A 14,639-nucleotide genomic window follows, 5' to 3' on the forward strand; every position below is an offset into this window, starting at 1 on the left:
CCGTGACGGCGCACCCTACGGGGGTCAGGTCGTCAGGATCTGGTCCAGCCATTTAACCAGTGTGTCCTGCTGCTGCGGTGGCAGGACGTGTGACACGTATTGATCGGGGCGCACCAGAACAAGCGCCCCGGTCATCCGGTCGATGCCGCGGCTGTCAAAGATGTCGGCGGCGGGGTCCGGGCAGAAGAGCTTTTCCATATCGTGCAGGTTCAGGGCGCCCTTGGTCAGGGTGTGGTGGCCTCGTGTGTCGCGGTGCGGTGATTGCAGGATCGTGCGCAGGTCAATGACGGCGTCGGGGTCTGCGCCGTGCGGCGTGTAACGGGCGATCAGGTCGCGCAGCGCGTGCGTGTGGTCGGTGTCGCCCACAAAGTGAAAGAGGCGCCAGCGCCCGTCGGCGGTGATCGTGTGGCCCAGCTGCATCCGGTAGGCGTCGGCCCAGCGGATCACGGGGGCGGAGTGAAACCGTTTGCCGATGGCAAAGCCTGTGGCGCAACCTTGGTAGGTGTCGGGCCCGGTCAGCCGCCCGGACGCGTAGCCGGTTTCGACGCCTGCAGTGTAGCGCGCATGTTTCTGGAAATGACTTTGGAAGGCGTGCGGGTCGGTGCCGCGCGCGGCGAATGCGCGGGCAAAGTCGCGGTCGAAGTCGATCAGGTCCTGCGCGATGGCCTGACGTTCGGCTGAATAGCTGTGCAGCAGGACGGGATCGGCGCGCCCTTCGATCACCGTTTGCAGTTTCCAGCCGAGGTTGAAGGCGTCTTGCATCGACACGTTCATGCCCTGGCCCGCCTTGGGGCTGTGGGTGTGGCAAGCGTCGCCCGCGATAAAGACGCGCGGCGGGGGCGGGTCGTCCGGGGCGGTGTCGGCAAAACGGTCGGTGACGCGCTGGCCGATTTCGTAGACCGACCACCAGACCACGTCTTTGACGTCCAGAGTATAGGGATGGAGGATGCGTTTGGCGGCGGCGATCAGGTCGGTTTCGGTCAGGTCCCGGTCGGCCACGCGTTCGTCCGGGTTGAGTTTGGCCAGTTCGATGTAGAAGCGGACCATATAGCCGCCCTCGCGCGGGATGATCAGGAGGCTGCCCTGATCCCTGGACTGGATGGCCGATTTGAGGCGGATGTCGGGGAAGTCGGTGGTGGCGAGGATGTCCATGACACCCCAGGCTGCGTTTTCCGCTTCGCCTTTGAGGGGGATGTTGAGCGCCTGTCGGACGACGCTGCGCGCGCCATCGCAGCCGATGACGTATCGGGTTTGAATGTCGCCTTGGGTCGTGTGTGCCGTGACGCTGTCGCCGATGGTGAGGCCGGTGAGCTGCGTGTTGTACTCCGGTTCCAGCCGGGTGGGCGATTTGCGCATCAGGTCGAGGTAGAAGTCGTGCACGCGCGCCTGGCTGAGGATGACGTGGGGCTGTTCGCTGAGCCCGTCCTCGACATCATCAATGCGGCCGGTGCGGGTGATCTGGCCTGTGGTGTCGGGGTTCCAGAAGGAGGTCTCGTTGACGTGGTAGGCCTCGTGACGGACGAGATGGGCAAAGCCGAAGGCCTCGAACATCTCCATCGTGCGGCAGGCGATGCCGTCGGCTTGTCCCATGACCAATGGGCCGTCGCGGCGTTCGATAATGCGGGTGCGGATGTGGGGGAACTGCGCGAGGTATGCGGCGAGGGTGAGGCCCGCGGGGCCGGTGCCGACGATCAGGACATCGGTGTCGGTTTTGCTGGTGTCGGAGGCCGGGTGATGGGTTGGGTCGCCGGGGCGGAAGCCGTTGAGGTGATATTGCATGAGACGTCCGCTATAGGTGTAGGGTGGGCAATACTGCCCACCTTACGCGTTTAGCTCACGTCCTTGTAGCTGATCTCGGCCTTGTCGGTGCCCGATTTCTCGCGGCGGACCAGCAGGCGGTTGAGCGCGTGCACATAGGCTTTGGCCGAGGCCACGACCGTATCGGTATCGGCCGATTGGCCGGTGACGATGCGGCCCGCCTCTTCCATCCGGACGCTGACCGTGGCCTGCGCATCGGTGCCTTCGGTCACGGCGTGGACCTGGTAGAGTTGCAGCCGCGCGTCATGCGGAAAGAGCGCCTTGACCGCGTTGAATGTCGCATCAACGGGGCCGTCGCCGGTCTGGGTGGTGCTGTGTACCTCGCCGTCGATTTCCATGGTCAGTTCGGCCTGTTGCGGGCCTTCGGTGCCGCACTGCACAGCCAGCGACACGATGCGCAGGCGGGTCGAGTCGTCATCCTCGGACGTGCGCATGAGGGCGATCAGGTCGTCGTCAAAGATTTCCTTTTTGCGGTCAGCGAGCGCCTTGAACCGGACAAAGACGTCCTTGAGCTGGTTGTCGCCCACCTCGAAGCCCAGCTGTTCGAGCTTGTCGCGCAGGGCAGCACGGCCCGAATGCTTGCCCATGACGAGGTTGGTTTCCGACAGGCCCACGTCCTCGGGGCGCATGATTTCGAAGGTTTCGGCGTTCTTGAGCATGCCATCCTGGTGGATGCCGCTCTCGTGGGCAAAGGCGTTCTTGCCGACGATGGCCTTGTTGAACTGGACGGGAAAGCCCGAAACGGCCGCCACACGGCGCGAGATGTTCATGATCTTGGTCGAATCGATGCCGGTCTGGAACGGCATGATGTCGTTACGGACCTTGAGGGCCATCACGACCTCTTCGAGGGCGGTGTTGCCCGCGCGTTCGCCCAGCCCGTTGATCGTGCATTCGATCTGGCGCGCACCGGCCTCGACCGCGGCGAGGGAGTTCGCCGTCGCCATGCCGAGGTCATTGTGGCAGTGGGTGGCAAACACGATCTCGTCCGCACCCGGCACGTTTTCCAGCAATTTGCGGATCAGATCGGCGCTTTCGCGCGGGGCGGTGTAGCCCACGGTGTCGGGGATGTTGATCGTGGTCGCCCCGGCCTTGATCGCGATTTCGACGACCCGGTAGAGGTAGTCAAGCTCCGTGCGCGTGGCGTCCATGGGCGACCATTGCACGTTGTCGCAGAGGTTGCGGGCGTGGGTCACCGTCTGTTCGATCCGCTCGGCCATTTCGTCCTTGGTCAGGTTCGGAATGGCGCGGTGCAGGGGCGAGGTGCCGATGAAGGTGTGGATGCGCGGTTGTTTGGCGTGCTTGACGGCCTCCCAGCAGCGGTCGATGTCGCCCAGCTGGGCGCGGGCGAGGCCGCAGATCACCGAGGTTTCGGCGTTCTTTGCGATCTCGGAGACGGCGTTGAAGTCGCCTTCGGAGGCGATGGGAAAGCCGGCCTCGATGATGTCGACACCCATGTCGTCCAGCAGGCCCGCGATTTCGAGCTTTTCTGCGTGGGTCATGGTGGCGCCGGGGGATTGTTCGCCGTCGCGGAGGGTCGTGTCGAAAATGACAACTTTGTCTTGGGTCATGTCGGTATCTCTTTTGATGTGGTCCTAATCATGGCGCGCGAACTACCTCTGAGCGGGCGCGCCTGGGGGCACGCTCAGAGGCGGATTAGGAGCAGCAGGCCACGCGAGGACGCGCCGGAACGGCGTGCGGTCGGGATATGCCTGGCATGTGTCATGGCGCGAACTATAGCCGGTGTGCCGTAAATGGGAAGTGTCGTTTTGAATCCCTCGGTCGTGATGTGCATATTTTTGGAACAATGAAGGTGGTTTGTCGCGCGATCCGGTCTAGCTGGGCGCTGATGGAAACGGTTTTGATTTTGGGCGCGTCGGGCGGGATCGGGTCGGCGCTGGCGGCGGGGTATGGCGCGCGCGGTGCGCGGGTCGAGACGCTGTCGCGGTCGGTGGACGGGTTTGACGTGACGGATGCAGCGTCGGTGGCGCGGCATCTGGAGGGGCGCGGGCCCTATGCGCGGGTGGTCGTGGCGACGGGTGCGCTGGAGATCGGCGGGGCGGGGCCGGAAAAGACGATCAAGGGGTTGGATCCGGCCGCGATGATGGATCAGTTTGCGCTGAATGCGGTGGGGCCTGCACTGGTGCTTGCCCATGCGCATCGCCTGCTGGACCGGGATGCGCCGGGGGTGTTTGCGGTGTTGTCGGCGCGGGTGGGATCGATTGGCGACAACCGGATCGGCGGGTGGATTTCCTATCGGTCGGCAAAGGCGGCGGTGAACCAGGTGGTGCGCACGGCGTCTGTGGAATTGGCGCGCACGCACCGGCGGGCGGCGGTTGTCGCGCTGCATCCCGGCACGGTGAAGACGGCCTTTACCGAGAAGTATCTGGGGCGGCATCCGGCGGTGGAGCCGGGACAGGCGGCGGCGGAGTTGATCGCGGTTTTGGATGGTTTGGGGCCAGAACAGACGGGCGGATTTTTTGACTATTCGGGCGCGGAGGTGCCGTGGTGAGCCGGTTGATCCTGATCCTTGGGGACCAGTTGAGCGCGGGCGTTGCGGCGCTGAAAGCGGCGGACAAGGCGCGCGACGTGGTGGTGATGGCGGAGGTGGCAGAGGAGGGATCCTATGTGCCGCACCATCCCAAGAAGATCGCCTTTATTCTCGCCGCGATGCGCAAGTTTGCGGCGCGGTTGCGGGCGGATGGCTGGACGGTTGCCTATTCCGAGCTGGACGACACCGAGAACAGCCAGTCGATTGTCGGTGAGCTGTTGCGGCGGGCGGATCAGCATGGGGCGTCGGAGGTGATTGCGACGCGGCCCGGCGAGTATCGGTTGATCGCGGCGCTGGAGGACTGTCCGTTGACCGTGCGCCTGTTGGAGGATGATCGGTTTATTGCGTCTCACAAGGAGTTCGAGGCCTGGGCCGAGGGACGCAAGGCGCTGCGGATGGAGTATTTCTATCGCGAGATGCGGCGCAAGACGGGCCTGTTGATGGAAGGCGACAAGCCTGCGGGCGACAAGTGGAATTATGACCACGACAACCGCAAGCCCGCACCGGATGACGTGGATTTTGGCGGGCCGATGCAGTTTACGCCGGATGAAGACGTGGAGGCGGTGCTGGATCTGGTCGAGCGGCGGTTTGGCAATCATTTCGGGGACTTGCGCCCGTTCTGGTTTGCCACCGATCAGGGGCAGGCGCGGCGGGCGCTGGCACATTTCGTGGCCCATGCGCTGCCGAAGTTCGGGGATTTTCAGGACGCGATGCTGGCCGACAACCGGTTTCTCTATCACGCGGTCATTGGCCTTTATATCAACGTGGGTCTGCTGGATCCTTTGGAGGTCTGCCGCGCGGTGGAGCAGGCGTGGAAGGACGGCGATGCGCCGATCAACGCCGCCGAAGGGTTTATCCGGCAGATCATCGGCTGGCGGGAATATGTGCGGGGCATCTATTTCCACGAGGGGCCGGACTATCCGCGGCGCAATGGGTTGAACCATCGGCGCAAACTGCCCGATTTCTTTTGGGGGGCCGAGACGCGGATGCGGTGCGTGTCGAAGGCGGTCGAGCAGACGGGGGCCGAGGCCTATGCCCACCATATCCAGCGGTTGATGGTCACGGGGAACTTTGCCTTGTTGGCAGGGCTGGATCCGGGAGAGGTGTCGGAGTGGTATCTGGCCGTTTATGCGGATGCGTTTGAATGGGTCGAAGCGCCCAATGTCGTGGGCATGTCGCAATTTGCCGACGGGGGCGTGATTGCGTCGAAACCTTATGTGAGTTCAGGGGCTTACATCAACCGGATGTCTGATTACTGCAAAGGGTGCCATTACAAGGTGAGCGTCAAGACGGGCGAGGGGGCGTGTCCGTTCAACCTGCTCTATTGGCATTTCCTTGATCGGCACCGCGACCGGTTTTCGAACAATGCCCGAATGGGCAACATGTACCGGACGTGGGACCGGATGGATGACACCAAGCGCGCGACCGTGATAGAAGAGGCCGACGCCTTTCTGGAGCGGATGTCGCAAGGCAAGCTGGTCTGAGCGGCGCCGACCCGAACCGAGGGGCACGCATGACACATCAGCATGTGATCGATACCATCGCAGAGGCGCTGCGCGACGCACCCACCGTGCGCGCCCTGTTTCTGAGCGGCAGCCATGGCAACGGGCGTGCCGATGCCTATAGCGACATCGACTTTGTCCTCGTGACGCAGGAAGGTATCAACGACGCGGTTGCGCAGATCTGGCGCGAGGCCGTCGCGCGTACGGGTGAGATCGTTTTGTGGTGGGATCGGACCACTGTGCCGGTGTTGATCAACGCCATAACGGCCGACTGGACGCGCACCGATGTCATTGTTTTGCGCCCCGATCAGTTGGGCGCGCAGACGCGTCATGCGCTGACGCCTGTTTTCGATCACGACGGGCTTTATGACGGTCTGGCCGAAGGGTCGGCGCACACGGCCCCCAACCCCCGGCGGCTTGCCTACCAGTTCGAGGAGTTCATTCGCATTCTCGGCCTGCTGCATCTGGCCGAAGGGCGCGGTGAGTACATCAACGGCGTGTTGGGGGTGTTTCATCTGCGCAATCTGTTGGTTGATCTGCTGATCGAGGAAACCAATGCGCCGGACCGTGGCGGTGTGCTGCACCTCAACCGCCTGATCACGGATGAACACAAGTCGCTGCTGACCGGATTACCGCTGCCCGCGCCCAATCGTGCGGCCATGATCGACACGCATCTGGCCTATGCCGCCGCCTATCTGCCCCGCGCGCGGGCGATGGCACGGCGGCTGGATCTGGAGTGGCCCGAGCGGTTCGAAGAGGTGACCTGGGCCAGGTTGCATGACGCGCTGTCGATCACGCGGCCCTATGATCCGGAGGTGTCCTAGTCGGATACGCACAGCTCGAACGCGTCGATGTCGCGGTCGTCGCTGATATGGGTGCTGCACGCGGTGACGTGTTGGACGCATGTGACATCGAGCTTTGGGAATTGGCAGGTGGTCATGGCGGCCAGCAGGGCCTGGGCGGCGGATTCTTCCCAGGCCTGACCGGCGGGCACGCCGTCCATGGATACCCCCAGCGCCTGCGCGATGGGCGTGGCGGCCCCGGCCATGTCCCATGTGGTGTCGAGAGTGCCGTCCGTCAGGGTAAAGCTGGCCTGCACGCGGGGGGCGTTGATCATGTCGTGGAAGGTGCCAAAGGCGGGCGCGGTGCCCTCGCCGTGCCAGAGGCGGTCGCGCAGGGTCTGGCCGTCGCTGAGCGCGTATTCGATCAGGCGACCGCGTTCGGTGCGGGCCTCGATTGTCTTGGGCTTGGCATCCTGCGGGGTGAGGGTCGCGACCGGGCCGGAGGTGGCCATGGGCGCGGTGCCGTCCGGCAGGGTAAACAGCGCATAGACCCGCCCGATGGGGTTGCGGTAGAGGTGCAGGGTCACGCCATTGGCACTGGTGGTGGTGGCGGCACGGGTTTCGAACCCGTCAAATGGGTCGGTCCAGTCGGGCACAAAGGTCCAGTCGGCCATCGCGGGGCCTGCCATCAGGCACAGCAGCAGGGCGGTGCGGCGCATCAGCTGTCTTCGTTCAGCGCGCCGCTTTCCCATTCGCCGGTCGCTTCTTCTCCGGTGGCATAGCGCATGGTGCCGACGCCCTGACGTTTGCCCGCCTTGAACGTGCCCTCGTAGACGTCGCCATTGGCATAGGTGGCCAGGCCCTCGCCTTCGATTTCGCCGTTTTGCCACGCGCCTTCGTAGGTAAAGCCCGAGGCCATGACGATCTTGCCGGTGCCGTGGCGCTGGCCTGCCTCGAACTGGCCGGTATAGACCGTGCCGTCGGGATAGGTGGCGGTGCCGGTGCCGTGGCGCTGGCCGTCCTGCCATGCGCCTTCATAGCGGTAGCCGTCCTCGTAGGTCATCACGCCCTCGCCGTGGTTGCGGGCGTTTTTGAACCCGCCTTCGTAGATGACGCCGTTGGGATAGGTGGCGCGCCCGGTGCCCTCGATCACGCCCGCGACCCAGTCGCCTTCGTAGGTGGAGCCGTCGGTATAGGTGATCTTGCCCGTGCCGTTGGCCAGATCATCCTGGAACATGCCTTCGTACACCGATCCGTCGGGATAGGTGACGCGTCCGGTGCCTTCGATCTGGCCCTCGACCCACTGGCCGATATAGGTGTAGCCGTCATTGCCGATGAACGTGCCCTGGCCGTGGCGGCGGTCGTCGTTGAAATCGCCGTCATAAACGTCGCCGTTGGCATAGGTCACGCGGCCCTTGCCCTCGCGGCGGCCCGAGACCAGCGTGCCTTCGTAGACGTCGCCGTTGGGTTGGGTCAGCGTGCCGGTGCCGTCGATCTGTCCGCCATTCCACAGACCCACATAGATCAGCCCGTCGGGCATGGTCAGCGTGCCGGTGCCCTGACGCTTGCCGTCCTCGATCTGGCCGTCATAGACCGCACCATCGGGATAGGTGATCACCCCCATCCCCTGCTTGATGCCGTCGATCCAGTCGCCCTTGTATTCGTAGCCACCGGGGCTTTGCATGATGCCCTTGCCGTGGTGCTTGGCGTTGCGGAACTGCCCCTCGTAGCGGACCCCGTTGGCATAGAGCGCCACGCCGTCGCCCATGATCGCACCGCCTTGCCACTCGCCCTCATAGGTGCCGCCATCGGCAAAGGTGATCTTGCCAAAGCCGTCGGGCTTGCCCTTGGAGAATGACCCTTCGTAGACCGATCCGTTGGGAAAGCGCGCGGTGCCCTCGCCCTTGATTTCGCCGTCGACCCAGTCGCCGGTATACTCATAGCCGTTGGGCAGCCGGTAGGTGCCGGTGCCGTGCTGGAGGCCACCGCGGAACGTGCCCTCGTAGATGCCGCCGTCGTCATATTGCTTGGTCAGCACGTCGCCCGACTGGGCAAGGGCAACGCCCGGCAGCAGGGCCAGGCAGAAAATCAAACTGCGCACGGTCATGGCTCATCCCTCAGATTCGTTGGCCGCCGACATCGGCAAGGCGCCGCGAGCCTAGGACAGGCCCGCGCGGGGGGCAATGGGGTTGCGGAAAAGTGAGGGCGTGCGTGGCGGTCAAAGGGGTGGGTTTCCTCCGCGTGACTTTCTGCTACATCAGCCGGGACCTTCAGGGAGAGCCGCGATGGCCGACACATTCCGCATCACCATCGGGCAGATGAACCCGACCGTTGGCGATATTGCCGGCAACGCGGCCAAGGCGCGGCAGGCCTGGGAGGCCGGGCGCGATGCGGGTGCCGACATGGTGGCGCTGCCCGAGATGTTCATCACCGGCTATAACGCGCAGGATCTGGTGATGAAGCCCGCCTTTCACACCGCCGCCATGCAGGCGGTCGAGGCGCTGGCCGCGGACTGTGCGGATGGCCCGACGCTGGCCATCGGCTGCCCGTGGACCGAAGGGACTGAGCTGTTCAACGCCTATCTGATTTGCAGCGGCGGCAAGATCGTCAGTCGGTTGCTCAAGCACAATCTGCCGAACGAAACGGTGTTCGACGAGGTGCGCATTTTCGATGCAGGCCCCTTGGGCGGGCCCTATTCGGTGGGCAACACCCGCGTGGGCAGCCCGATTTGCGAGGATGCGTGGCACCCTGAAGTGTCAGAGACCTTGCAGGAGACCGGCGCGGAGTTCCTGCTGGTGCCCAACGGGTCGCCCTATTACCGCGACAAGTACGAGACACGGCTGAACCACATGGTGGCCCGCGTGGTCGAAACGGGGCTGCCGCTGATCTATCTGAACATGGTGGGCGGGCAGGACGACCAGGTGTTTGACGGCGGCAGCTTTGCGCTGAACCCTGGCGGAGCGCTGGCGCTGCAACTGCCCGTGTTCGACGAGATGGTGGCCCATGTGGATCTGGCGCGTGGCCCGGACGGCTGGCGTGTGGTCGAGGGACAGCGCGCGCATCACCCCGACGCCTGGGAACAGGATTACCGCGTGATGGTCACGTCCTTGCGCGATTATTGCGGCAAGACCGGGTTCAAAAAGGTGCTGCTGGGCATGTCGGGCGGCGTCGATTCCGCGTTGGTGGCGACAATTGCCGCCGATGCGCTGGGCCCGGAGAACGTGCGCTGTGTGATGCTGCCGTCGGAATACACGTCGCCTGCGTCGCTGGAGGATGCAGAGGCCTGCGCCACCGCGCTGGGGTGCCACTATGACTACGTGCCGATTGCCGAGACACGCGCGGCGGTGACATCGACCCTTGCACCGCTGTTTGTGGGGCTGGAGGAGGGTCTGACCGAGGAGAACATCCAGAGTCGGATCCGGGGCCTGTTGCTGATGGCGCTGTCGAACAAGTTCGGCGAGATGCTGCTGACCACGGGCAATAAATCCGAGGTCGCCGTGGGCTATGCCACGATCTATGGCGACATGGCGGGCGGCTATAACCCGATCAAGGACCTGTACAAGACGCGCGTGTTCGAAACCTGCCGCTGGCGCAACGAGAATATCCGCGACTGGATGATGGGCAATGGGGGCGAAGTCATCCCCGACCGGATCATCAACAAGCCGCCCAGTGCCGAGTTGCGCGACGATCAGAAGGACAGCGACAGCCTGCCCGATTACCCCGAGCTGGACGCGATGCTGGACATTCTGGTGGATCAGGACGGATCAATAGCCGACTGCGTGGCCGCAGGGTTTGACGCCGATGTCGCCCGCAAGGTGGAACGCCTGATCTATCTCAGCGAGTACAAGCGGTTCCAATCAGCACCGGGCGCGCGATTGACCAAGCGGGCGTTCTGGTTGGACCGCCGCTATCCTATCGTGAACCGCTGGCGCGATCCCAGCTGATTTACAAAAAACTGTAGGTATTAATTTCCGTTAAGCCGTTGGCTTTTTACGGAAAATGAGGATTTCGCCGCCACTTGATGTGTCAAAGCAGAAAGCAACGGCATGTCATTTACCTTTTACGCGGAAAACAACGAATTTGCGGCCGCTACCGGCAGCAATGTGAACAGTGGCGACGGGACGAGTTCGTTCGACTATCCGCCAACCTCGACGCTGGATTTGCAGATCACTACGCATCCCGACGATGACGATCCGCGCCATTTCGAGGTGGGGGACCGGGTGTCGCTGTCGTTTCAGGGCAATGGTGGCACGACGCTGAGCGATGCGGTGGTGATCCGAAGCGACCCGATTGGTGGCAACAAAGGGGCGATCGTCTTTGAAGGGACGAACCCGCAAGGACAGTTGGTGCAGGTCGTATGGTCGCCGAACTTTGATCTGGAGCAGTGGTATTATGACAATTTCGATGCGGGCCGGTCGCCGGGGTTCTACAACTATGACCGCAATGCCGAGGATTACCGGTTTTCCTGCTTTGCGTCCGGTACGATGATCGACACCGCGGATGGGCCTGTTCCGGTCGAGGATATTCGGCAGGGCGATCTGGTGCGAACCCGTGACGGCGGGGTGGAACCTGTGCTGTGGACGGCCAAGTCGGTGGTGCCGGGCATGGGGCGCGGGGCGCCGGTGACGATCCAGCCGGGTCTGCTTGGGGCCAAGGCCCCTGTCACCGTCACGGCGCAGCACCGGTTGCTGATCGCGGACCCGCGCTGCGAGCCCTATTTTGGCGTGAACGAAGTGCTGGTCGCGGCGGGCCATCTGGTGGATGGCGTGGGGATCACCCGCGAGAATGCGGGGATGACGACCTATCATCATCTGCTGTTCGAACGGCACGAGATCGTGCAAACTGCCGGGCTGTTCAGCGAAAGCCTGCTGCTCGGGGATGACATGCGTGGGGTGATGTCGGACGCCGCCTATGCGGATTTCGAACGGACCTTTGCCGCCCCGTTTCCAAAGTCCCGCGCGGCCAAGCCCGCGCGCCGCATTCTGCGCCGGTTCGAGGCACCGGTGATCCGAACGATCCTGAAGCTGGGCCAATCGGACGAGACGGTAAAGCCACCGACATTCTTTTTCGCGGCCTGACGGCGGCCGGGTCGGGCAAACCGGGCGGCGTGCGTCGGTTTGCCCGTTCTTGCAGGCGTGCCTACAGCATCAACTGATAGCTGTGCGCGACATAGCGGTAGCCGCCTTCACCGTTCTTTTCGACATAGCCGATACCGGGCCACGGCATGTGGTAGCCGATGAAGGCCGTCTTGTCGGCGGCCATCATGTCGAGCAGACGTTTGCGGGTGGCGGCGGCTGCGGGTTTGTCCATGTCAAAACGGACCTCCCAATCGGGATGGGCAAGCGACCAGACATAGTGGTTTGCGAAGTCCGCGCCGATCACCAGCTGGGTGCCGCCGTCCTCGACCATATAGGTCATGTGGCCCGGCGTGTGTCCGAAGGCGGCCATGGCCGTGATGCCCGATGCCGCCGCGCCGCCATCGTCCAGCATGGTCATCTGTTCCGCGAGGGGGCGCACCTTGCCTTCGAAATTCTCGTTGTCCGCCTTGGCCCAGGCGTCAAATTCGGTGGCGCCGGTCATATAGGCGGCATTTGCGAAGGTGGGCGTGCCATCGGTGGACAGGCCGCCGATGTGATCGCCGTGCATGTGGGTTATCACCACCTTGTCGACCTGATCCGCGGTGTAGCCCGCCGCCTCGATCGCGGCAACGGTGCCTGCACCCGACAGACCCGTGTCAAAGAGCACCAGTTCCGAGCCGTTGTTCACAAGCGTCGGCGTAAAGAAGAACTGGGCCGCGTCCGTGGACAGCCCGGCATCGGCGGAGACGGTGTTGAACGTCTCGTCATCGACGTTCAGGCCAAAGATGCCATGCGGGTTTTCGACGGCGCGGGTGCCGGCGAGCAGGGTCGTGACTTCGAATTTGCCGACCTTGACGCGTCGGAAATTGGATTGCGCGACGCCCAGCATCGGGGCGGCGGCGCGTGCCGTGGTCGCGGTTGCGGCGGCCAGTGGCAGGGCCGCGGCCCCCATCAGGGCGGTGCGGCGGGAGAATTTGGGAGATGTGGACATCGGTGTTATCCTTCCTGTCAGATACTGTCATACATAGTGCGGTTTTCGACCTGTCATCGGGGATCACAAAAAAATTATCGATTTTTTTGGAGGGTGGATGTCTGACGCCAAAACAAAAGTGCTGGAGACCCCGTTCGACGACTGGGTCTCCACGGTCACGCCGGAGCGCCGCCGGGACGAGGCGCGTGCGCTTGATGCGGTGTTTCGCGCGGCCACGGGGTTTGTGCCGCAGGTCTGGACCGGGTCCATCGTGGGGTACGGGGCCTATGACTACACCTATGCGTCGGGGCGCAGTGGTACATGGTTGGCGACCGGATTTGCCCCGCGCAAGGCGAAGCTGAGCATTTACATCATGCCGGGATACACGGATTTCGGCCCGATCCTTGACCGGCTGGGGCCGCATTCCAAGGGCAAATCCTGTCTCTACATCACGCGGCTGGAGCGTGTGGACATCGACGTTCTGGGCGAATTGATCACGGCCGGCGTGCGGGATCTGGCCACCCATTGGCCGGTGCACGCCCGGCTTTAGGCGGTCACAAACTGGACAAGGTGCCGCCCCTGTGACAAGGCAGGCCCAAGACGTCGGAGAGCACCATGACAACAACTCGTTTCGCCCCATCGCCCACAGGGTACATCCATGTCGGCAACCTGCGCACCGCGCTGATGAACTATCTGATTGCGCGCAAGGCGGGCGGCACGTTCATCCTGCGCATCGACGACACCGACCCCGAGCGGTCGAAGGAAGAATATGTCGACGCGATCAAGCAGGATCTGGAGTGGCTGGGCCTGCATTGGGACCGGGTGGAGCGGCAGTCGGAGCGGCTGGACCGTTATGCGGCAGCGGCGGATACGCTGCGCGACAAGGGCCGGTTCTATGAGGCGTTCGAGACGCCGGTTGAGCTTGACCTCAAGCGCAAGAAACAGCTGAACATGGGCAAGCCGCCGGTCTATGACCGCGCGGCGCTGGCGCTGAGCGATGAGGAGCGCGCGGCCCTGCGCGCCGAGCGGGGGCAGGGTGTGTGGCGGTTCAAGCTGGATCAAGCGCGGATCGAGTGGACCGACGGCATTCTGGGCGACATCAGCATCGATGCGGCCAGCGTGTCCGATCCGGTGCTGATCCGGCAGGACGGGCAGGTTCTGTATACCATTGCCTCGGTGGTGGACGACACCGAGATGGGCGTGACGGATGTGGTGCGCGGGTCGGACCATGTGACCAACACGGCCACGCAGATCCAGATCATCGAGGCGCTGGGCGGCACTGCGCCACGCTTTGCGCATCATTCGCTGTTGACCGGGCCGCAGGGCGAGGCGCTCTCGAAAAGGCTCGGCACTCTGGCGCTGCGCGATCTGCGGGCGCGCGGGGTTGCGCCTATGGCGCTGTTGTCGCTGATGGCGCGGTTGGGGTCGTCGGATCCGGTCGAGCTGCGCACGGATATGGCCGAGCTGATCGAAGGGTTCGACATTTCGCGCTTTGGTGCTGCGCCAACCAAGTTCGACGAGGCGGACCTGTTCCCGCTGACCGGGCGGTACCTGCAATCGCTGCCGCTGGAGGCGGTGGCGGGGCGGATCGCGGATCTGGGCGTGCCGGAGGGTCTGGCCGGGCCGTTCTGGATGGTGATGCGCGACAATATCGAGACGCTGCATGATCTGGAGGGCTGGTGGACGCTGTGCCGTGACGGGGCCGATCCGGTGATCGAGGATGACGACCGCGCCTTTGTGGCCGAGGCCATGGGTCTGCTGCCCGAGGGGCCGTTCGATGCCGAAACGTGGGGCGCGTGGACCGGTGCGGTCAAGGCCGCGACCGGGCGCAAGGGGCGCGGGTTGTTCATGCCGCTGCGCAAGGCGCTGACGGGTCAGGCACACGGGCCGGACATGGCCGCGCTGATGCCGTTGTTGCAGGTGGTCAAGGCGCGCTGAGAC

12 protein-coding genes are annotated in these 14,639 nt (G+C 63.9%); 7 read left to right on the forward strand and 5 right to left on the reverse strand.

The genetic code is table 11. The features are described 5' to 3' along the window. Window positions 1-24: 24 nt before the first annotated feature. Both Q0949_RS01520 and Q0949_RS01525 read right to left on the reverse strand, forming a co-directional pair. Window positions 25-1,779 carry an FAD-dependent monooxygenase gene (locus tag Q0949_RS01520; RefSeq protein ID WP_299367553.1) on the reverse strand — a complete coding sequence of 585 codons (1,755 nt, stop codon included), beginning with the start codon at window positions 1,777-1,779 and terminating at the stop codon, window positions 25-27. 50 nt (window positions 1,780-1,829) lie between these two features. Beyond that, window positions 1,830-3,386, reverse strand: coding sequence for a 2-isopropylmalate synthase (locus Q0949_RS01525; RefSeq protein WP_299367556.1), 1,557 nt, complete (start codon window positions 3,384-3,386; stop codon window positions 1,830-1,832). Window positions 3,387-3,664: 278 nt separating this feature from the next. Here Q0949_RS01525 and Q0949_RS01530 point away from each other — a divergent pair, with 278 nt between their 5' ends. Genes Q0949_RS01530 through Q0949_RS01540 form a run of 3 tightly spaced genes read left to right on the forward strand, consistent with a single transcriptional unit; the run spans window position 3,665 to window position 6,692 of the window. Further along, window positions 3,665-4,327 (forward strand): SDR family NAD(P)-dependent oxidoreductase, encoded by a 663-nt coding sequence (locus Q0949_RS01530; protein ID WP_299367559.1) that lies wholly within the window; start codon window positions 3,665-3,667, stop codon window positions 4,325-4,327. Continuing rightward, entirely contained in the window at window positions 4,324-5,850 is a 1,527-nt protein-coding gene (locus Q0949_RS01535; protein ID WP_299367562.1) for a cryptochrome/photolyase family protein, read from the forward strand. The genes Q0949_RS01530 and Q0949_RS01535 overlap by 4 nt, the downstream gene beginning before the upstream one ends. A 29-nt stretch (window positions 5,851-5,879) precedes the next feature. Next, window positions 5,880-6,692 (forward strand): nucleotidyltransferase domain-containing protein, encoded by an 813-nt coding sequence (locus Q0949_RS01540; RefSeq protein ID WP_299367565.1) that lies wholly within the window; start codon window positions 5,880-5,882, stop codon window positions 6,690-6,692. On the opposite strand, the gene Q0949_RS01545 is transcribed toward Q0949_RS01540, so the two are convergent. Further along, window positions 6,689-7,369, reverse strand: coding sequence for a hypothetical protein (locus Q0949_RS01545; protein ID WP_299367568.1), 681 nt, complete (start codon window positions 7,367-7,369; stop codon window positions 6,689-6,691). The two genes, Q0949_RS01540 and Q0949_RS01545, sit on opposite strands and share 4 nt — an antisense overlap. Continuing rightward, window positions 7,369-8,757, reverse strand: a complete 1,389-nt coding sequence (locus Q0949_RS01550; RefSeq protein ID WP_299367571.1) for a 2-isopropylmalate synthase — start codon at window positions 8,755-8,757, stop codon at window positions 7,369-7,371. The genes Q0949_RS01545 and Q0949_RS01550 overlap by 1 nt, the downstream gene beginning before the upstream one ends. Before the next feature lie 178 nt (window positions 8,758-8,935). On the opposite strand from Q0949_RS01550, the gene Q0949_RS01555 reads away from it, so the two are divergent. Further along, on the forward strand, window positions 8,936-10,594 hold the full coding sequence (locus Q0949_RS01555; protein ID WP_299367574.1) for an NAD+ synthase: 1,659 nt from the start codon (window positions 8,936-8,938) through the stop codon (window positions 10,592-10,594). Between the two features lie 102 nt (window positions 10,595-10,696). After that, window positions 10,697-11,728 (forward strand): Hint domain-containing protein, encoded by a 1,032-nt coding sequence (locus tag Q0949_RS01560; protein ID WP_299367577.1) that lies wholly within the window; start codon window positions 10,697-10,699, stop codon window positions 11,726-11,728. Window positions 11,729-11,789: 61 nt separating this feature from the next. On the opposite strand, the gene Q0949_RS01565 is transcribed toward Q0949_RS01560, so the two are convergent. Then, a complete protein-coding gene (locus Q0949_RS01565; protein ID WP_299367580.1) occupies window positions 11,790-12,719 on the reverse strand; it encodes an MBL fold metallo-hydrolase in 930 nt (309 codons plus the stop codon). Window positions 12,720-12,816: 97 nt separating this feature from the next. Here Q0949_RS01565 and Q0949_RS01570 point away from each other — a divergent pair, with 97 nt between their 5' ends. Together Q0949_RS01570 and gltX are read left to right on the forward strand one after the other, a co-directional pair. Then, complete coding sequence (locus Q0949_RS01570; protein ID WP_299367583.1) at window positions 12,817-13,248, forward strand: DUF1801 domain-containing protein; 432 nt, start codon at window positions 12,817-12,819, stop codon at window positions 13,246-13,248. Window positions 13,249-13,313: 65 nt separating this feature from the next. After that, window positions 13,314-14,636, forward strand: coding sequence for a glutamate--tRNA ligase (gene gltX / locus Q0949_RS01575; protein ID WP_299367586.1), 1,323 nt, complete (start codon window positions 13,314-13,316; stop codon window positions 14,634-14,636). Window positions 14,637-14,639 lie beyond the last annotated feature (3 nt).

This window comes from uncultured Tateyamaria sp. (assembly GCF_947487805.1).
Taxonomy (GTDB): domain Bacteria; phylum Pseudomonadota; class Alphaproteobacteria; order Rhodobacterales; family Rhodobacteraceae; genus Tateyamaria.